Annotated in this window: 14 protein-coding genes; 5 read left to right on the forward strand and 9 right to left on the reverse strand. The window is 38.9% G+C overall.

From position 1 onward, the window contains the following. Nucleotides 1–33: 33 nt before the first annotated feature. The 3 genes from lpdA to CSEC_RS06360 are packed head-to-tail and all read right to left on the reverse strand — an operon-like array spanning nt 34 to nt 5,489. A complete protein-coding gene (gene lpdA, locus CSEC_RS06350; protein ID WP_041017617.1) occupies nt 34–1,425 on the reverse strand; it encodes a dihydrolipoyl dehydrogenase in 1,392 nt (463 codons plus the stop codon). Nucleotides 1,426–1,437: 12 nt separating this feature from the next. Beyond that, nucleotides 1,438–2,658, reverse strand: coding sequence for a 2-oxoglutarate dehydrogenase complex dihydrolipoyllysine-residue succinyltransferase (gene odhB / locus CSEC_RS06355; RefSeq protein ID WP_041017618.1), 1,221 nt, complete (start codon nt 2,656–2,658; stop codon nt 1,438–1,440). Then, entirely contained in the window at nt 2,655–5,489 is a 2,835-nt protein-coding gene (locus CSEC_RS06360) for a 2-oxoglutarate dehydrogenase E1 component (RefSeq protein WP_079977996.1), read from the reverse strand. The genes odhB and CSEC_RS06360 overlap by 4 nt, the downstream gene beginning before the upstream one ends. A 207-nt stretch (nt 5,490–5,696) precedes the next feature. Here CSEC_RS06360 and CSEC_RS06365 point away from each other — a divergent pair, with 207 nt between their 5' ends. Both CSEC_RS06365 and CSEC_RS06370 read left to right on the forward strand, forming a co-directional pair. Continuing rightward, nucleotides 5,697–6,347 (forward strand): hypothetical protein, encoded by a 651-nt coding sequence (locus CSEC_RS06365; RefSeq protein WP_041017619.1) that lies wholly within the window; start codon nt 5,697–5,699, stop codon nt 6,345–6,347. Next, on the forward strand, nt 6,348–8,753 hold the full coding sequence (locus tag CSEC_RS06370; protein WP_041017620.1) for a cytochrome c biogenesis protein ResB: 2,406 nt from the start codon (nt 6,348–6,350) through the stop codon (nt 8,751–8,753). Between the two features lie 23 nt (nt 8,754–8,776). On the opposite strand, the gene CSEC_RS06375 is transcribed toward CSEC_RS06370, so the two are convergent. The 4 genes from CSEC_RS06375 to CSEC_RS06390 form a co-directional block, all read right to left on the reverse strand. Beyond that, the gene (locus CSEC_RS06375) at nt 8,777–9,376 is read right to left on the reverse strand and encodes a hypothetical protein (RefSeq protein ID WP_041017621.1); all 600 of its coding nucleotides are present in this window, start codon (nt 9,374–9,376) and stop codon (nt 8,777–8,779) included. Nucleotides 9,377–9,488: 112 nt separating this feature from the next. Continuing rightward, nucleotides 9,489–10,916, reverse strand: a complete 1,428-nt coding sequence (locus tag CSEC_RS06380) for a hypothetical protein (protein WP_041017622.1) — start codon at nt 10,914–10,916, stop codon at nt 9,489–9,491. A gap of 86 nt (nt 10,917–11,002) precedes the next feature. Further along, the gene (locus tag CSEC_RS06385; RefSeq protein ID WP_041017623.1) at nt 11,003–11,479 is read right to left on the reverse strand and encodes a hypothetical protein; all 477 of its coding nucleotides are present in this window, start codon (nt 11,477–11,479) and stop codon (nt 11,003–11,005) included. Nucleotides 11,480–11,599: 120 nt separating this feature from the next. Continuing rightward, on the reverse strand, nt 11,600–13,024 hold the full coding sequence (locus CSEC_RS06390) for a hypothetical protein (RefSeq protein ID WP_041017624.1): 1,425 nt from the start codon (nt 13,022–13,024) through the stop codon (nt 11,600–11,602). A gap of 256 nt (nt 13,025–13,280) precedes the next feature. Here CSEC_RS06390 and CSEC_RS06395 point away from each other — a divergent pair, with 256 nt between their 5' ends. Continuing rightward, a complete protein-coding gene (locus CSEC_RS06395; protein WP_041017625.1) occupies nt 13,281–15,281 on the forward strand; it encodes a cytochrome c biogenesis protein in 2,001 nt (666 codons plus the stop codon). Between the two features lie 2 nt (nt 15,282–15,283). On the opposite strand, the gene CSEC_RS06400 is transcribed toward CSEC_RS06395, so the two are convergent. Then, a complete protein-coding gene (locus tag CSEC_RS06400) occupies nt 15,284–17,680 on the reverse strand; it encodes a phosphoketolase family protein (protein WP_041017626.1) in 2,397 nt (798 codons plus the stop codon). Between the two features lie 92 nt (nt 17,681–17,772). Further along, entirely contained in the window at nt 17,773–18,429 is a 657-nt protein-coding gene (locus CSEC_RS12690; protein WP_154017644.1) for a hypothetical protein, read from the reverse strand. 819 nt (nt 18,430–19,248) lie between these two features. Here CSEC_RS12690 and CSEC_RS06410 point away from each other — a divergent pair. Both CSEC_RS06410 and hemW read left to right on the forward strand, forming a co-directional pair. After that, nucleotides 19,249–19,728 carry a hypothetical protein gene (locus CSEC_RS06410; RefSeq protein WP_041017627.1) on the forward strand — a complete coding sequence of 160 codons (480 nt, stop codon included), beginning with the start codon at nt 19,249–19,251 and terminating at the stop codon, nt 19,726–19,728. Continuing rightward, entirely contained in the window at nt 19,722–20,876 is a 1,155-nt protein-coding gene (hemW, locus tag CSEC_RS06415) for a radical SAM family heme chaperone HemW (RefSeq protein WP_041017628.1), read from the forward strand. The genes CSEC_RS06410 and hemW overlap by 7 nt, the downstream gene beginning before the upstream one ends. The last annotated feature ends 62 nt before the right edge of the window (nt 20,877–20,938 follow it).

Consider the following 20,938-nt stretch of genomic DNA (forward strand, 5'->3'; position numbering starts at 1 on the left):
AAATTTTCTAAAGCGTCCCTTTTGGGACGCTTTTTACTTCTTGCTTAAAGCATTGACAGCAGCTTCCTTTAACGTTTCAGAAAGCGTCGGGTGTGCGAGGCAAGCTAAACCAAGGTCCTCTAAAGTCATATTTTTTATTAAGGCTATAACTCCGGCGCTAATCATTTCCGAGGCTTGGGGCCCTAAAATATGAATCCCTAGAAGCTTTCCTGTTTTCTCATCGCCTAAAACCTTGATAAACCCTTCTGTGTCAAAAGTAGCTCTCGCTCTCGCATTACCCTTAAAAAAGCTTTGGCCGCTAAGATATTTTATCGATAACTTCTTAAGCTCTTCTTCAGTGAAGCCAACAGATGCGGCTTCGGGATGTGTGTACACCACATTAGGAATCGAAATATAACGCATGGGAGTTGGGTTGCCTAGGATAAAATCAACAACAGCCACCCCTTCTTCTGAAGCTTTATGAGCAAGACTTGGGCCATCAATCACATCCCCTATGGCATAAATAGAGGGAGTTGAAGTCCTAAAAAAACCGTCTACTGCAATTTGTCCTCTTTCATTTAGCTTAACCTTTGCCTTTTCAAGATTTAAAGGTTTAAGTAAGGGCTTTCTGCCAATAGCCACAAGAACGATATCTGATTCAAGCTCTCCTTTTTTCCCTTCCGCTTCAAACTCTACCTTAACCCCCTTCCCTGAAGTTTTACCGGAGATTACCTTCGCCCCTAAAAGAAATTGCAACCCTTGCTTTTTTAAGCTCTGCAAAAGCTGTCTTGAAACTTGTCCATCCATTCCGGGGGCTATGTAGTCTAACATCTCAATTAAGGTCACTTCAGAACCTAGTCTCTGATAGACAGAAGCAAGTTCTACTCCAATGATTCCAGCCCCTATGACAGTCATTTTTTTAGGGACAGACTCAAGGGCTAAAGCGCCGGTAGAGGAAACAATTTTTTTCTCATCAAAAGGAAGAAAAGGAAGTTCTATTGGATAAGATCCGGAAGCGATTATGATATTTTTAGCTCGGATAGCCTCTTTTTTATCCTTGGATTGGATAGCGATTGTGTTTTCATTTTCAAAAGAAGCCAGTCCTTCATAACGGGCGACTTTTAAGCTTTTAAATTGGCTTGCCACGCTATCGCAAAGGCCCTTGACGACTTCTTCTTTTTTTGACTGCATCGTCTTCCAGTTATAGGAAAGCTCTTGAAACGTCAATCCGAAAAGCTCAGCTTGCGTTTTCATATGGTAGTACTCTTCAGAAGATTGCAAAAGGGTTTTTGAAGGGATGCACCCGACGCGAAGACAAGTGCCGCCAAGAAGAGGCTCTTTTTCAATGCAAGCCGTTTTTAAACCGGCTTTTGCCGCCTTTAAAGCAGCGACATACCCCCCGGGGCCGGCTCCAATAATTGCAAGATCATAAAGAGTCTCTGCCATGATAGCTTCCTTTTATAAATCCAATAGTAGACGAGAAGGGTCTTCCAACGCTTCTTTAATCATCACAAGAAAGGTGACGGCTTCTTTTCCATCAATAATCCTATGGTCATAACTTAAAGCCAAATACATCATGGGTCTTATGACAATCTCATCATTTAGGGCAACCGGCCTTTTCTTAATCGTATGCATACCAAGAATAGCGCTTTGAGGGGGATTGACGATGGGGGTTGATAAAAGGGATCCAAAAATTCCGCCGTTTGTAATCGTAAAGCCTCCTCCCTGGAGATCATCAACCGAAAGCTTTCCTTCCCTTGCTTTTTCGGCAAGATTTACAATTTTTTTTTCAATTTCGGCAAAAGAAAGCTTATCTGCCCCCTTAATAACCGGAACAATTAACCCATTATCTAAGGATACAGCCACGCCTATATTATAGTAATTGCGATAAACGATTTCGTCCCTTTCGATATAAGCGTTCACTTCAGGAATAGCTTTTAAAGCTTTAATGGCGGCTTTTACAAAAAAGCTCATTAAACCGAGCTTAACCCCGTATTTTTTTAGAAAAACGTCTTTATATCGCTCTCGAATAGCCATTAACTCGAAAAGATCCACCTCATTAAACGTTGTCAGCATGGCAATTTCTTGCTTGGCTTGAACAAGCCTCTCCGCTATGACGCGTCTAATTTTACTCATTTTTTTTCTAGTTTCAAACGGCTCTTCTTGAACGTTTTTTCTAGCCTCTAAGGGTCCTTCTTGAGAGTCTTGTAGAGGTGCCGCCCGCTCTATTGGTTTTTCTTCAGATGATTTTTTTTGAAGATCCTCTTCTTCTTTTAAGAAATCTTCTTTGCTGATGCGAACTTCTTTTCCTGAAGAGGCTTCTTTTGGAGCAGCTTCAGAAATGGCTTTTTTACTTCCCTTAGCAACTTCTTCTTTTTTTTCAACAGCCTTGCTTGCTTTACTCTCTTTTGATGTTTCTTGGGTTTTAGCGTCATTTCCTTTGGCTTCCGTATCAATAAAGCCAATGACTTGCCCGACAGTCACCTTATCTTCTTTTTTAACGGTCAATTCAAGGCGCCCCGCTTCTTTTGCAAATAGGGACTGGTTAACTTTATCAGTTTCAAGTTCAAGAATTTCATCATCCATTTGTAAAAGGCTTCCCGGCGCTTTGAAAATTTCACCGATGGTCGCTTCGGATATGGACTCTCCCATAGCAGGGACTTTGATTTCTATCTTCATGAACGGCCTTCCCTTAGAATTTTTTCCTTTTCAGCCCCTTTTGCAGCTACATCAAAAATGGTCGGTTTAGAATCGGAAAACAAGTTTCCTAAAATTTCTTCTAGTTGCAGACGATGCAGAGTAGTCGACCCGGTAGCTGTGGATGCGCTTCTCTTTCTTCCGTAATAATTGATTTTTATGCCTTCAGGCAAAAGGCTTTCAAGCCTTGGTTGTATGTATTCAAAGGCCCCCATATTGCAAGGCTCCTCTTGAACCCAGCTATAGCGCTTGACAGACTTATACTTTTGAATAAGAGCTTCTAACTTTTCAACATTTAAAGGGTAAAGCTGCTCGATTCGACAAATTGCCATGGAAGTCTTTTCGCGCTTTTTCTTCTCTTCTAGCAAATCGTAATAGATTCTGCCTGAACAGAAAACAAGGTCTTCCGCATTTTCTTCAGCCAAAGGATCATCAATCACTTCTTCAAAAGAGCCTTTGTTAAAATCTTGAAGCGAGCTTACAGCTTGAGGGTGTCTTAAGAGGCCTTTTGGGGTAAAAACAATAAGCGGCTTCGGGAAGTTTCTTAACATATGCCTTCTTAGCATATGAAATAGTTGCGCCGGGGTGGTCGGGTAAATCACAAATTGATTGTTTTCAGCCGACAAATTAAGAAAGCGTTCCATTCGGGCCGAAGAATGTTCCGGCCCCTGACCTTCATAGCCATGAGGAAGAAAAAGAACTAAATTGCATCTTTGCCCCCATTTTTGTTCCGAGGAAGATAAAAACTGGTCAATGATGACTTGAGCGCCATTTACAAAATCCCCAAACTGAGCTTCCCATATGACCAAATTGTCTAGTTTTGCAATGCTATAGCCATATTCAAATCCAAGGGCTCCATATTCGGAAAGAAAGGAATTATATAAATACAGCCGCCCTTGCTCTTTTTCTAGATTATCTAAGGGAATATACGGTTTTCCTTTCTCTTGATCTATCAGTAAAGCGTGTCTATGGCTAAAGGTGCCTCTTCCGGAGTCTTGGCCCGCAAGTCTGATTGTTACGCCTTCTATAAGCAAAGACCCTAAAGCCAGATATTCACCTGTTCCCCAATCGATTTCTTTATGTTGTAAAACGGAATCAGCCCTATCTTTAAATAAAGATTTTAACTTGGGATGGATCTTGAAATCGGAGGGAAGTTCCGTTAATTTGCTTGCAAGGCTTTTGAGAACTTTTTCATCAACCCCTGTTTTTATCGGCTTTAACATGGCGCTTCGACTGTCTTTAAACTGATCTTCCTGCTGTTTAAGTCGTGATTCCGCTTTAAACGGATTTTGTTTTTTAGAAAGTTCAAGCTCTTCTTGCAAAGCTTTTTGAAACTCTTTCTCGAGCTCTAAAGCCACTTCCTTTTCAAGAAAGCCATGCCGGATCAATTCATCCCGGTAAAGCTCTCGTGATCCCTTTTTCTCTCGTATCATCTGGTATTCCAAGGGCTGGGTGTAAGCTGGCTCATCCGCTTCATTATGGCCGTATTTTCTATAGCAATTAAGATCGATAAAAACATCAATCCCAAATTTTTGTCTTATTTTTAGAGCAAGAATAACACTTAAAACACACGATTCAGGATCTTCTGCATTAACATGAAACACCGGAGCGCCAAACCCTTTAGCGATATCTGTTGCATAGGTGGTTGACCTGCCATCTTGGGGAAGTGTTGTAAAGCCTATTTGATTATTTACGACAATATGAAGGGTACCGCCTGTTTTATAGCCTCCGAGATTGTACATTTGCAAAGTTTCATACACAACCCCTTGGCCGGCAATTGCGGCATCTCCATGAATAAAAACCGGTATTATCTTTTTTTGCGGCTCTTTTACCCCTTTTCCTTTCAAAATATCCTGCTTGCATCTAACAAGACCTGTCACAACAGGACATACTGCTTCCAAATGACTTGGATTGGGAGTCAAATCGATAATGACTTTTTTGTTTTTTGTGGTCGTCACAGTAGCTGTAAAGCCTTTATGATATTTGACATCTCCTGATCCTTCAAAGCTATTTGGAACAAAGCGATCTTCAAACTCATTAAAAATTTCAGAGTATGATTTATTTAAAATATTGCAGAGAATATTTAATCGCCCGCGGTGCGCCATTCCAATCGCAATTTCTTCCACCTCATAATCGGCTGCAGATTCCACTAAAAGAGACATCATGGGTATTAGCGTTTCCCCGCCCTCTATTGAAAATCTTTTTTGGCCTACATACTTTGTGTGTAAAAACTTTTCAAATAGCTCCGAGTGGTTGAGCTTATCTAAAATTATTCTTTTGGTTTCTATGGGGAGAGAAAGATCAAGCTCAGGTGTTTCCAGTTCATTTTGCAGCCAATCGATTAATTCTTCATTTTGAGAGCCCGTATACTCGATGCCTATTTTTCCGCAGTAAATGTCGTAAAGCCGCTCTTTAATCTCTTTAAAAGGTGCATGAGAGGCTTTAAGCAACCCATAAGTCGGAAAAAGGGCCGTATCTTCCTTTTCACTAAATTCATTAAGCCTTTCCTCAATCTGCAAGGGAAGAGACTTAGATTCAAGGCTTAGGGGATTGATGTTGACTGCCAAATGTCCATAATTTCTAAAAGCTTGGATCAAACGAAGAATTTTTTCTTCCCGACTTGAATCCAAGCCGCCTTCTTTTGCAAGGCTTGGCTTTAATGCTTTTGAGGAGTCTTTGGGATTTAAAGATTGGGAAGCTGATTTCCATGAAGGGTCAAGAGATAAATTTTTTTCATTTTCAAAATACCGCTCTAATAACTCGATGTTTTCCATTCCGCCGGCTTCGAGCGGATTAAACCCTTGTCCTTTCATGGCAGTCCTTTTCTTAAACGTTAGCTCCTTTTTCTTTGGAAAAAAGAGGCTTATTCTTTAAAACTTTAGAATGTTTATAATCTAAGTTTTGAAGTTATTTTTAGCTATACCTATTACAGTTAACTTTAACTTTGTCTTTAGGTTTAACCGAAGATTTTTTTTAAAAACCTAAAAACTTACATATAATAAACTTATTTTTAGATAGTTATGACAATCAAAACTTGCTCCATTTTCTTCCTTGGTTGGCTTCTTTTTCTCTCTTTTTCTTGCTCTGAAATTAGAAATAAAAGAGCTTCTAATTCCCTAGAGGTAATTTATGGCAGAGCTTTGCAGGAAAACGAAAGAAAACCCATTTATAGCCTATCTCTTCCGGAGGGCTGGCAAAAAATCGAAGAGTATCCGACTGATTCTCTGAAGGATACAACTAAACCTCTTGGAAAATGGAAAAAGGGCGAGATTATTTTAACCGTTTATAACTTTCCCTTTAGCAGCTTGCAAGAGCGCATCCCTCCTCATTTTCAGGTGGATAGATGGAAAAAACAACTGAATGCAGCTCCCGAATCGATTCTTATCGAACCCCAAGCTTTTTCAGGTTATAAGGGGCTTTACTTTGAAGGGATAGGGTTTTTAGAGGGAAAGCCGTCTTCCATGATGGCTTGGGCCTTAAGTCTTGGAGACGGCCATAGCTTTACTTTACGAAAAATAAAAAATCGCACTCAAAGAGAAGATGATCTTTTAAACAACCTTCTTAGCGACATCACTATAAAAGCCACCGGTCCAAGGCCTTCCCTAGAAGAGTATCATGATGAAATTGTAGCCATAGCTAGATCCTTTGAAACCATTAACCCTTTTCCTTAAATGCTAAAAAAGACATTTTTATTTCTAGCAAGCATACGATTTGCCATTATTCTTATTTTACTATCAGCTTTGATGGTAGCTCTTGGAACATTTTTAGAATCTAAAAGCGATTCTCATGGCTTCGCTTCTGAATATATCTACTCTCACCCCCTATTCCAGCTTATTCTTATTGGGTTTTTTATTAATATTCTCTTTTCAGCCTTAAAAAGATGGCCCTTTCGTTTGAGGCATATCCCCTTTTTAATCACCCATCTTGGGCTTCTGATGATTATCTCAGGAACCTTTATAAAAAATTTATGGGGTCTTCAAGGACATCTTATTATTACAAGCGGAAGCGCCAGCAATAAAGTTGTGCTCTCTCGCGGAAGCTACTCGCTAAGCGTTGAAGATAAAAATACGAGAACTATTGAAACCTTTGATCTAACCCCGAATATCTTGGGGATGATTCCCAAAAAGCTAAAATCAACTCTTTTCCCTTACGAGATAGAAACAGCGGCTTTTTTTCCTCATGGTGAAGAAACGCTTTTTAGCTGGTTTAAAGACGGTTTTCTTTTTATTAACGGTCTAAACCCTTTACCCGTCACTTATTGGGATTCAAAAAAAGAGGTTTTTCCCTTATTGCAGCTTGAATTTTCAAAAGACCTTCCCTTAACGGACCTCTATGCTATCAGAAGCAAAAATCCCGAAGAGACCATCCGATCTCTATTTGAAAAGGGAACTGTTTTTGAAATCAAAGTTACAGATGAAGATACAAGTTCCTATAAAATTGAGTTTGAAGACGAGGATGGCTGCAAGCTTAAACTTATTTTTAAGGATGAAATATATTCAATGCTTTTAGAGGGGCCTTTAGCCTTATCGTTTGCTCCGAAGAAAATCGGAAAAGGATCGCTTCAAAGCTGCATCATTCAAAAAAAACCTCTTGTTGCATTCATAGAAGATCCTGAAAATCAAATCCATTTTTTAGCTATTAACTCTTCGGGAAAAATCTTTAAAAAAGTTTTCCAAAATGAACTTAAGGGTTCCTTTTTAGCTTATCAAGAAGGCTTCTCAGGCTATGGGTTAATGGCCTCTCTTCCAAAAGGTTTTTTTGAAGAAGAAGTCAGGGATTTAACCCCCTCTCGTTTTGAGGCTCTATCGATCAAACTAAGACCTCTTTTTGAAACGGATGATGAGCTTTCCCTTCCCTTAAAACTTTTTAAGGAAAGCGCTCAAAAGGTGGATGCCGACTTTACGTTTTCCTTCTTGTCTTTTCTTGACCTTATTGAAAAAGAGAATCAGTGGCTCTTTGGAAATACACTTCCTAAAAGTTTAGAGCCGTTATTTTCTAAAATAGATTTAAGTTTGATCCCCCAGGAATTTTTCATTATTGCCAAATTAAATCATCTATTATCAGATCCTAAAGAAAGTCTTCCTTCCTTTTTAAAACCGTATGCATCTTTATTGGAAGGCAATTCTTCCTCAATTGTTGACTTGCGGGAAAAGACTTTGGATTTGCTTTCAAGTTTAACCTCCCTTCCTGCTTTTCCTGATTTTTCAGAGGGTTTAACTCCCTCGGAAAAAGCTACCGTGTTTAGCCTGCTTATCAGAGTGTTCTCACTCGATTTTGAAACGCTTGCTCCTTTTTGGACGACCGAGGAAGCACGCTTGGAAGATTTAAAAAGGTATTATGAAAGGCTTCGCTTAGGTGAAAAATTTCAAGAAGAAGCTCCATGGCTTAGAGAGCTTCCCTTAAGCTCGAAAAGCCAAGCTTTTTTAACTCTTTCAAAGGGTTTTATTGGCTCCCTTTCTTCTGAAGCCTTTACTTTTGAAGACTATCTTTCAAAAGCGCCTCTATTTTTTAGGGAAGCTAAGCCAAAAGATTTTGATAGAGAGATTAGCTTTGAAACACTCCTTAAGCCTGTCAGAAAAAAAGCACCGCTGCCCTTAAAGAGGGAAGACAGCCGTCCGCTTTATTATTTTGCTTTTTCTGATAGCGGCTCTAAAAACCTAATGGGAGTTTTATACGACCCTTCAAAAAATGGTCTAAAATGGCCCTCAAAAGAGGGTAACTATTTATTTAAATTAGAGCCAAAAGAAGAAACGCTTCCTTTTACCCTTCGTTTGAAAGAAGCAAGGCAAAAAAAGCATGCCGGCACAAATGAAGCTTTTAGCTATGAATGCCGTATTCAGGTAAATGAAGAGGGTCAAAGTGAAGAATATTGCCTTTCGATGAATCAAGTCTTTGAAAGCAAAAAAGGAATTCGATTTTATCTTTCAAATATTACCCCTTTTGATGAAAGCGATGTACAAACAGTGCAGTTTGCCGTGAATTATGATCCGGTAAAAGGCATTCTTACCTATCCCGGAGGGTTTCTTGTGGTGCTTGGAAGTTTTCTTTTGTTTACAAGAAAAAAAAGAGGCCGTTGAAGGCCTCTTTTTCATGGGTGGCTTTAATGGTTAGTCTTTTTCAAATTTTTCTTTGCACTATTAATGTCGCCAAGATTAAGAGGTATTCTGTTCGTTCCTCCGTGAGACGCATTTCCAACAGAAGGTGTTGAACTTGGATCCTCATCTCTAGGTAATGGCGGCGGCGGTGGTAAATCATCGTCTCCAGGCGGTAAATCATCGTCTCTTGGCGGTAATGGAGGAGGCGCCATAACATCATCAATTAAACATAAATTGCGTTGAAAAAACACATTCGCGCCCGGCATGAATACAGATAAAGGGTAGCAAATCGCTAGCTGAACAGGCGACATCAGAATTTTATAAACATGCCACAAAAAGTGCTTTGCATCAGTATCATTAGGAAGGCTGTCCATCACTCTTCCATGACTTGTTGGAATATATCCAAACGTATGGCGAAATAGAGTAAAGGGCAGTTTCACAGCAAGAGCTACGGTATTGTATAGCGCTGAAAGAGCTACAATTAGAGGATAGGCTACCAAGTTAATGACATGAGGCAGTCTATTACCTTTATTGATCATCTCCATAGTGCTAAGGGCCAGGATATTATCCGGGGATCCTTTTACGGGTAAAAGTTCTGAAGACATTATATTTCCTAAATTATTATTTTTATTATTATATTTTTATAAAATTTTCAAAAAGTGGTTCTAAATATAAACTGCAGTGCCATTACTCGTTATCAAAATTGCTTCTCTTAAATTAAACCTCGTAGTCGCTATCTTCCCAATCGGAATTGTCATCATCGGAGGAAAGGTCGGAAAATTCCACCTTTTGGAAAAAGTCTTTGCCGAAAGGATGATGGCTTTCGGGAGCTGTGTTCGTTTTTGACTCTTCGTTTTTCTTTTCAACTTTTCTTAAGTTAACTTTTAAGGCTTCTGAAGTGAGAGAAGAAGCTTCTCCCTTCTGTTTTCTACTTAATTTGCTATAGGTCTTAACAGTAGCTTCGCCCTTAGCGAGATCAATTGACACATCAGCTACAGTTTTTGTTTTTTCATCTTCAGCCACAATTCTTACATCGGAATCATTGCTATTAAAAGGATTAAACTCAAATTCCCACTCATCAAAAAAGCTTCCATCGGCGGAATCTTCTAACTCTTCGTCATCCTTAAAAGCTCTACGTCTTTTTTCAACGTTTTCACTAATAAAGCTTATTGAATCCTGAAACTCTTGCGGGGTTTCTTCTTTTTTTCTTTTAAGAGTATGCTGATCCAGATTGACTTCCTCTTCAAATTTATTCATTTCAGCTTTTAAAGCTTCAGACCAAGAGGACGTTTTTTCAGGAACCGGAGGCGGCGGCGGGGGTCCCATTGAGGGTCCGCTTGGCGCCGGTGGTACTGTATAATCAATTGAAATTTCTTTTGGGGATTTAGTTGAGTCAATGAACGTTTCGATAAGAGTTTCTTTTGCAGGTTTTTCTTTTCTTCTAAAAGTGAAAGGACCAATGCAAATCATGCTAATCTTTTTAAAGCCATCGCACATATTAAAAAGAAGCGAGCTAACAGCTTGAAGAACGCGTTTTGCAAACTCGACTAACTTTTGAAAAGATCTTTTGACAAATGAATCTGCATGGGTCAAAGGAATAGTCAATCGTACAGAGTCAACAGAAGCGCATAGTGAAGAGGCGCTATCAGCCTTTTTTTCAGGCGTTTTCGGCAGCGGCCTATTCCGGTTTAATTTTTTTAATTCTTCTCTTTTCGAAAGAATAGGTGAGGTTGGGTTGGAGTCCGCTTTTTTAGCAGAAGGAGTTTTTGGAAGAGGACGCCATTGATTCTCAGGCAATTTTCCATTTCTAATGGGAGAAGTAGGATTGGAATGGGCTTTTCTTTGCGGAGTCTCCGGAAGGGGTCTGACTTTTCTTTCTATTCGTCGAGCTTCCCTTTCCAATTTATCATTGTGAGAAATAGGACGGGTTCTTTTAGGCAAAGGCTTTAATTCTGAAGGCTCATCTTTTGGTGGAGCCCAAGCAGTTTTCTTTTTTTCTAAGATTGCTTTTCTTACTGCTAAGAACTCATGTTTTTCAGAAGTATCCTGCGACTCATTTCTCGAAACATTGTTTACTAACGAAGGTAATGTTTCTCCAATATGATTTGAATAAAATGAAACTGTATTTCTAGATACGTCTTGCATGATGGTTCTCCAAATTAAAAGAAGACCAATCATATTACAATAAAATTAAGAAGTTTTAAAGATAATTGTAAATAAGTATAAAGTTATTAACGACCTTGCTGTCGTCGATAAATTTCATCATTAATACGTTTATTTTCTAAAAGTTTATTTTGATATTGGCGATCTTCCCATTGCCGATTCTGCAGTTGTCTGTCCAACCTCTTAGAATCTATAATTTTGTTTTGATACTGTTTGTCACGATATTGCCGATCAAGGCGTTGGTTTTCAAGCAGTTTATTCAAATATTCTTTATCTAGTCTTTGTCTATCTATAAGCTTGTTTGTATACTGGTCATCGAGCCTTTTCTCTTCGGTTAATTTATCCGTATATTCTTTATCTAACCGATTCCTTTCATTAATTCTATCATCCCATGCCTTATCTTCAATTTCTTGTTCAATAGCAGATGAACTCATCGCTTCATCATCTTGGTTCATAAGGGAACTAGTGGGTGGAAAGGAGTCCGCCATAGCAGTTTGATTATTTTGAAAAACTAAAAATAAAGTAAGTAATGCTAAAACTCTCATATAATTTCTCCTCAATATGAATAGAAATTGCAAAACTTTTGATTAATATAATTGGCTAGCTATAAGATGGATTATACTTATTTTTTTATTTAAAAAAATAAAATTATAGTGGAAGGGTTTTTAGAGACTTTTCTTTCCCCGTTCAAAGTCAAATTCTTCGTCCGAATCGCTGTCAGAATCTTCTAAAAAAGGGCGTCTTCGCTGAAGAGCGACCTGCAAGTCAGAATCAACAAATTTAGGAATCATGCAGGAAATTGATTTTGTAAGCCTTTGTTTATTAACAGCTTTAAAAAGATCTGCCTGTCTTGCTAATTTTTCTTCGTTTTCTTCAAAGTAAGTATTGCTTGAGAGATCCTCCCAAGTTTTAGATTTCTTTTTTTGCTTGATTTTTTTCCTTTCCTTACCGCCCTTACACTCTTTGGTGCCTAATGCTTTCCCCTTTTCTATTAAAGCTATATTAAACCCTTTTTCCTGAATCTCCTTCTCTTCTTTAAGGGCTTTCTCTTTTGATTTTTCCCTTCTAACGCTCACCATGTGGTCGATAATATCGGCATGAAAGCGAGGCCTCCCCCGGTTCCCAAAAAATTCTTGTAGTAGGCTTCGAAGTGGCTTGTTTTTATTTTGCTCCTGGGAGGTGATTTCTCTAATTTGTGAAGAAGCGATGCTTTCTCTATTATTAACTCTATCCTCTAAAGACTTAACTTTCTTCTGATGCGAATCGTTATGGATTCTAGCAATTAAAGAAGAGATATTCCTTTTTTCTTTTTTAGAAGAGGAGGGCTCATCCAGAGTGGCCGAATTTATAATAACTTTCTCAATAAGCGGTTTTTCTTTTTCATGAGAAGTAAGGGAACTTGGCAAAACTTTTTTCTCTTCGGAAGGATTTTCTATTATCTTTTCTAATGAAGTCTTTGTTTCAACTTCTTTAATTGGAAAGCTCTTTGCATTTTCTAAAATCTTTACTTCACTTTTGATTTCTTGATTTGAATCCTTGACTTCTCTTTGCTCCCAAAATTGTTTAAGATTAGAAAAAGGCTGCGGTCTTTTCGATTCATTTTTTAACTGAACAATGATTTCAGAAGGTTTGTTTCTTATTGCAGGTATTGGCGGAAGCGGCCTAACCACCTTATTTTCTGCCTTTTTTATAATAACAGTTTGATATTTTTTATATATTTCAAGAAGCTTATCCGCTTGTATTTTCTTTTCCTGCCCCCTATAAGTAGCCGCTAAATTTTGCAGTCCCTTAAAAGCTGCCGGGGCAAGGTCTGCTATAATTTCAGCTTTTTCCGTATAAGGTGTCTTTCTAGCATACCCTGAACTATGACGAAGCGCAGTCGTCTGAATGGAAAGTGCATCTGCAAAAGTTTTTTCTATGACGCTGACATCGAAAGCGTGAGTGACAGCTCTTCTTAGGGTAACGAAAATCTCTCTATTTTCGATAGAAAGCCTGCCCGAAATATCGGTTACCGGACTATCACCCACCTTAAATTCCGAGAGTTTTCTTAAATTGCCTAGGACAATCGGGATGGGATAATTATTAATCATTATTGCACACTTTCTACATCATCAAATTAATAAGCTAGCTAGATGGGTTATTGGGTGGTATAAATTTTTCATAGATCCTAAAGAAATAATTATCAACTACTATTCTAAAGACATTTAAAAATAATAAGAGTAAAAACACTGAAGGAAATTAAAAAAATTTTTTATAAAAATTCAAGAAAGCTAATAAGTACTTCAAAAAAATAGCTAAAATGCGCATCCTCCCTTTCCAACTAAACTTTAAGATATTAGTGTTCGGATGAAGAAATTTTTATTATTTGCCTCTCTTTTTTTAGCTTTGCTATCACAAGGCCTACTCCTTTCAAGCCTGGAAGAATTAGGAGGACTTGCCGTCTCCTATAAAGGGCGTTTTAGACCTTTAGAAAGCGCCTCGAAACTATGGTTAGAAGATCTTTATGGCAAAGACGCCCTGGATGAAAATTTACTTCTAGAATATCCTTGGCTTAGAAACCCCATAGCCTTGAAGCTTTATATGGAAGCTTATGGCCCCTCTTCAATGAGTCAGGAAAAACTGTTATTCCTGGAAGAAAACCTTAAAGATTATTTTGACTCTTCCTACGTTAGCCTTTCTGAATTTGAAACCGCACTTGGCGATAAAATCGCTAGCGTTTGGCTCTCTCCTCTAATTTTAGAGGCTTTTTTAAAAGTCGAAGACACAAAAAAAATTAGGGATGGGGAGAAAATTGAACTCTCTTCCCTCTCGCAAGGTTTAGTGGTAAAAAAAGTCGGATCTCATCTTAAGATTCAAAAAACCCCTCCAAAAAAACCTTGGAGCGAACTTAAAACGGATGAAACCTTGGCGATTTCACCCCCGATTGCAAAAGAGCTCCTATATAGCAAAAAGCTTTTATCGCGATATCTTTACCTGTCCTCTGTTGCCTTGGAAAAGTCATTTGCTTCGCTTGTAAAAGATTTATCAAAAGAGCACTCTCTTGAAGCTTCAACTCATAAAGCGGAAGAGCTCTACCCTCTAGCTAAAAGAATGGCAGGCTCGCAAGATAGCTTTTTAATAATTCCATCAAAATTAAAAGCGGGAGTTTTTTTTCCGCTGGCTTCTTTAAATAGTAAAAGATGGGATAGCTCAACTAAACGTTTAAGCCCTGTTACTAACTATACTAATTTGGAGGATGCCGATTTTGAAAAACTTAAAAGAACTTACCTCGAATTTGAATCCGCACTGAAAAATGAAGGGCCGAAAAAAGAAACAATTGAGACGCTAAAAAATCTCTTGAGTAAATCATACGGGAACCTTGCTGCAAAAACTTATCTCTCTTCCAATGGAAAGACCTTAGCCTTTCCATCTCTTTTGCAATTAAAGCTAGAACGCTTTTACACAACATTTCGGCTTTTAAACCTTTCTCTTATCTTTTTCTTTCTATCGTGTCTTTTTCTGATTGCTCGCAAAATATCTGCTCGAAAGTCACTTTTTTTATTAGGACTTGGCTCATTTGGATTAGGGCTTCTTTCCTTAAGCCTTCTTTTATCTTTAAGAATTATAATCCTGGAGCGGCCTCCTGTTTCGAATATGGATGAAACGCTTCTTTTTGTTCCTTTTGTGATTGCTGTGACAGCTTTTTTCTTGGCTCATTTCATGAAGTCGGAAGCCCTCCTTTTAATGGCCTCGCTAGCCACTTTTTTTCTTCTAGGGCTTGCAAGCTATAAAGGCATGGACCGATCTCTTGACCCGCTTCAGCCTGTCTTAAACTCAAATTACTGGCTAACCATCCACGTACTGCTTGTTGTTTCAAGCTATAGTTTATTTATTTTATCAGGAATTGCAGCCCACTGCTTTGTTCTTTTTACAGGGCTTAAAAAACCGGATAAACTTAAAGGTATTTTTTATAGCGCAATGAAAAACAGCATTCTTGCAGGGACAGTTCTTTTAATTGCCGGAACCCTTTTAGGAGGGGTTTGGGCCGCTGAAAGCTGGGGAAGGTTTTGGGATTGGGACCCTAAAGAATCTTGGGCCTTTATTTCTATTTGCCTATACCTTGTCATTATTCATCTAATTTATTTTAGGGAAGTAAAAAAAATAACTTTGTCTTATATGGCCATAGGAGCCATGCAAGCCATTATTTTTACATGGTATGGGGTAAATTATATTCTAGGGTCCGGTTTGCATAGTTATGGTTTTGGAACAGGCGGTGAAGCGTTTTTTTTCCTGGGCTTAATCTTAGAAACTCTTTTTATTGGAATCACTTATTATTGGCTAAAAAAAACAAGCAAGTGCCTTAACTAGATTCAGTATTCTTTCTTAGAGTAGGGCCAACGCCAATTTTTTATTTCCGGCATATCATCGCCAAATTCATGAATGTAGTTTTTATGATCGATGAGTTTGCCTTCAACAAAGTCTGAAATGTAAGCCCGCATATTTTCATAGCGTGGTATTAGCTGAACGGCGGTTTCCATGAGATGCAAGCGATCTAACCCGTTCAAAACAACCATATCAAACGGGGTTGTCGTCGTCCCCTCTTCTTTGAAGCCTTTGACATGCAGATTATCATGATTTTTTCTTTTATAGGTCAGCCGATGGATTAGCGTCGGATAGCCATGAAAAGCAAAAAGAACGGGTTTGTCTTTAGTAAAAAGATTTTCATAATCCTCTTCGCTAAAGCCATGAGGGTGCTCAGTCTTTGGCTGCAAACACATCAAATCCACCACATTTACAAAGCGAATTTTAATATCAGGTAAATGCTCTCTCAACAAGCTTGCTGCTGCAAGTAATTCCAAAGTCGGGATATCGCCTGCAGACACAAAAACTATGTCCGGATCAGTCCCAAAGTCATTGCTTGCAAAGGGCCAAACAGACATCCCTTTTTTACAATGACGAACTGCTTCTTCCATTGTTAAATACTGAAGCGCCGGTTGCTTACCGGCTATAATGATATTTATGTAATTGCGGCTTCTAAGGCAATGATCTGCTGTCGATAAAAGAGTGTTCGCATCCGGTGGTAGATAAATTCTTATCAGCTCAGCTTTTTTATTAGCGGCATGGTCTATGAACCCCGGGTCTTGATGCGAAAATCCATTGTGATCTTGCCTCCATACGTGAGAGGTCAGAAGGTAATTTAAAGAAGCGATAGGCCGTCTCCAGGGAATTTCCTTTGAGGTTTTTAACCATTTTGCGTGCTGGTTAAACATAGAGTCAACCACATGGATGAAAGCTTCATAAGAGGAGAAAAATCCATGTCTGCCTGTCAGTAAATAACCTTCTAGCCAACCTTGGCAAAGATGCTCGCTTAACACTTCCATAACGCGTCCATCTGCACTTAAATTTTCATCAGTCGGCCAAATGTCGGCTTCAAAAGTCCTTCCCGTCACATCAAAAAGAGCATCCAAGCGATTAGATGAGGTTTCATCAGGGCCCATAACCCGGAAATTTTTATCTTTTAAGTTTAGCTGCATGACTTCTTTTAAGAGTTTTCCAAGAACTCTAGTAGCTTCTGCGTTGGAGGTTCCGGGTGACTCCACCTTGACTTCAAATTTTCTAAAATCAGGCATCTTCAAGTCTTTTAAAAGAAGACCGCCATTTGCATTCGGATTTGCGCCCATGCGCCGGTTGGCTCTTGGCGCAAGATCCCTTAACTCCTGATTGATTTTTCCTTGTTTATCAAATAGCTCCTCGGGACGATAGCTTTTTAGCCAATTCTCTAAAATCTTTAAATGTTCAGGGTTTGTTTTAGGATCGGTAATGGGGACTTGGTGTGAGCGCCAATAGTTTTCTAAAAGGAGGCCATCTACCTCCTTAGGACAGGTCCAGCCCTTCGGCGAGCGTAAAATTATCATGGGCCAAAAAGGCCTTTTAGGGTCATTGTTTCTTCTTGCTTTCTCTTGAATGGCTTTAATTTCAAGGACGGCTTCTTCTAAGGCAAGGCTCATTTTGCGATGCATAATTTTAGGGTCGCTGCCTTCGACAAAAATAGGGCGATAGCCATAGCCGATAAACAATTTTTCAAGTTCATCTTTTGTGATTCTGGCTAAGATAGTTGGGCTTGCAATTTTATAGCCGTTCAAATGAAGTATCGGAAGAACCGCCCCGTCGTATAGGGGGTTTAAAAATTTGTTGGAATGCCAGCTGCCGGCAAGCGGGCCTGTTTCCGCTTCTCCATCGCCAATGACACAACAGACCACAAGGTCTTTATTATCAAAAGCAGCTCCATAGGCATGCATCAAACAATAGCCAAGCTCTCCCCCTTCGTTAATGGAACCCGGAGTTTCCGGCGCCGCATGGCTTGGTATGCCGCCCGGGAAGGAAAATTGTTTAAATAATTTTTTTAACCCTTCTTCATCCATAGTTATATTTGGATAAAGTTCTGTGTAGGTGCCTTCTATGTAAGTATTTGCAACTGCAGCCGGCCCCCCGTGCCCCGGGCCTAAAATAAATATGGAATTGAGGTCATATTTGCAAATTAGCCTATTAAAATGGGCGTAAATAAAATTAATCCCGGGGGTTGTCCCAAAATGGCCAAGAAGCCTTGGCTTGATGTCCGAAGGCTTTAACGGCTCTTTTAAAAGAGGGTTATTCATTAAATAGATCTGTCCGACAGAAAGAAAATTAGCAAGGCGCCAATAGGCATCGATAAGCTCAAGCTCTTTTTCACTTGGCAGTATTTCTTTCTTTTCTTGAACTAAGGACATAAGATTATCTTTTAAGGGATTTGAGGATAAAAAAAAGACCGAGCGTCTAAGCTCGGTCTTAAACTAACCAAAGGTTATAAAACCTTAAGCGATTATCTGCAAGAAGGTGCAAACTGAGGAGCACTTCCTTGAGGAGCACAGCCTTGAGGAGCTTGTTCACCTTGTGGCACACAAACTTTTTTGTAGTAGTAGCGTGGTACATAGCGGCATTTTTTGTCGCATACCCATCTTTTCTTTGTGTAGCACTGATCTACACAGTAGTACTCAGGCACTTGTTTGCAGCATGTTTCAGAATAATACTGAGGAACATAGCGGCATTTTTGACGAGGTACATAGCGGCATTTCTTGTCGCATACGTATCTTTTCTTTGTGTAGCACTGATCTACACAGTAGTACTCAGGCACTTGTTTGCAGCATGTTTCAGAATAATACTGAGGAACATAGCGGCATTTTTGCACTTGGTAGTACTGAGGAACCATTCTGCAGCATTTCTTTTGGACTGTGCAAGGCTCTTCTACACATCTCCAATCGTTATAGTAGCAAGGATCGTATTTTACAAATAATCCCCAGCATTCGCCTGCAGGATGTTCTGGAGGGCAAGCGGCTTGTTCTACAATACCGTTGTCGTAAGGCTGGGCATCATTTACCATTGGGGCATTATCATAGTTTTGTTGTGGACAACATTCTGCGTAACCATACTGAGTCATGAGAACGCTACAAAACACAAATGCGATTTGTGGCTCTTCCACACATCTCCAATCGTTGTAGTAGCATGGCTCATACTTAGCATATAAACACCAGTATTCGCCTGTTGGTTGTTCTGGGGGGCAAGCTGCTTGTTCAACAATGCCATTGTCGTATGGAGCATTATTGATGGGCGCGCCGAAATTTTGAGAAGGACAACATTCTTGTGCATAACCATACTGAGTCATGAGAATGCTACAAAACACAAATGCGATTTGATAAAACTTTTTCATAGCTTCTCCTAGACAGAACGTTAATGTTTTTAAAACTTTTAATTGAACACCGTGTTCTATTAAAGCTTTGGTTGGACTAACGCCGAAGCATTAGCCCTTCTATTGCTTCTGTATTCCTGAACATGAAACTTTAAGCAATTTATAACAAACATTTTTTTTAAAAACTAATGTAACTTCTTTATTTTTATATATTTAAGTCGAAATCTAATACAAGATTTTATAACTCAACCACCTTCGATCTATTGTGCCCTTATAATTAACTCTCAAGCCTCTATACTGGATAATCTTATGATGGCTTTTTACTTTTTTTATAAAAATGTTGTATAAAAATTCTTTCAAAACTACAGTCGCAATTCAAAAGAAAAAGACACCTTTTCACTTGTTAGAGGAACTGGGGTTAAGAGATTTAATGGAGATCGGCTCCCTCGTAATTCCTTGAGAAAAATGAAGCTTTTACGTTAAACTATCCTTTATTAAAGTTTATTTTTTCTAAAGATCTTCGAAAAGAACGAACCGAAATTTGCGAAACCTTCGCAAAAAAAACGAACAAGAGTGCGGTTTTGAGCCGCTTCACTTATTGAGAGAAAAACCATGAGACATGTAAAAAGCGAGCGCTTAAAAAAATTAGAGCAAGAACTTGCAGACCTTGAGCAATGGTTGAAATTAGGCCTTGTTCCAAAAAAAGATGTGGAGCGTCATAAAGAAGAAATTGTCGCTGTAAGGGCCAAAATTGAAGAGGAAAAAGAGCGTCTTCAATTCTTAAAAATGAGCGGTGAAGAAGAAGAGTTTTCAGCTCCCAAAAGACAGCAAGCAAGAGCGGCTTATACAGAGCTTCCGACTATCCCCGATATAGACCTTGGAGATACAGCAGCCGGCATCCATGAAACAGGTTTTGATATCGATACGGAAACCTCCGAGGAAGAAAGCGCAAGCTATGAAGAGCGCGATGAAGACGATGAAGAAGCTCATAATACCTTTGCAGAAGAAGAAGACGAATCCTTTTTCAGCGATAAAAATAGATGGCGCCGAGGAGCCAAGGATATTGTCGATCCAGACGCTAACGAATGGTAGTCATTCCAAAATCTCATCCAAAAGACATAAGTCTTTACTTTCATATCCCTTTTTGTCGAAAAAAATGCGGCTATTGCCATTTTTACGTTCTTCCCGATAAAGAAGAATTGAAAGACCTTTTGGATGAGGGATTTTCTCTTGAGTGGGAGTCAAAAAAACATCTGTTAAAAGGATTTCACCTAAAGTCTATTTATTTTGGAGGCGGAACTCCTTATCTTTTTGGCCCAGAAAGAGTTAAAAAAATACTTCAAAGAATTGAAACAGTCTTTGGGAATTTAGACTCTATCGAAATTACAATCGAGGCCAATCCTGAATCGATCGATTCAGAAACTTTAAAACAATTTAGGTCAGCCGGGGTTAACCGTTTAAGCCTTGGAATTCAAAGTTTAAGCACCTCGGAACTTGTCACCTTAACTCGCGATCATCCGAAAAATGAAGCCTTAAATGCTCCCCTCTTAGCCTACGAAGCCGGGTATACCAACATTTCAATCGATTTAATGTATGATGTACCGGGCCAATCTCTTAAGTCTTTTGATTATAGCCTTAGCGAAGCCCTTAAACTGCCTATTACTCATATCTCCTTATATAATCTTACTTTTGAGCCCGGCACCGCTTTTTTTAAGAAACAAAAGGAGTTAAAGAAATCTCTTCCAAGCGATGAATCTTCTCACGAAATGGTTCTTTTAGCCATTAAAAGATTTGAGGAAGCTTCTTTTCATCAATATGAAGTCTCTGCTTTTGCAAAAAATAACCTCTATTCCATTCATAATACAGGCTACTGGACCGCTCGCCCTTTCCTCGGTTTTGGCCCTTCTGCTTTTAGTTACTATCAAGGCTCAAGATTTCGAAATATAGCTCATTTAAACAAGTATATTGAGAAATTAAGAGCCGGAGATGATCCGAAGGATTTTGAAGAAAATCTTGAACCTGAAAGTAAAACACGGGAACTTCTCTTGATTGGCCTAAGATTAAATCAAGGTGTTTGCATTGAGCATCTTAAGCTTTTTGGCTGCCATGTCTCCCCTTCCCTATTATCCGAAATCGAAACTCTGACAAATAACGGATTTCTAACCTCTAGAGGCACTCACCTTAAATTGACCCAAAAAGGACGTCTTTTCTTCGACACCGTCGGAGAACATTTAGTTTAATCTTAACAAAAAATTAACACCCCTATTTATTAAATAAAAATAAAAAATACGGATATAATAAT

The organism is Criblamydia sequanensis CRIB-18 (genome assembly GCF_000750955.1).
GTDB lineage: Bacteria > Chlamydiota > Chlamydiia > Chlamydiales > Criblamydiaceae > Criblamydia > Criblamydia sequanensis.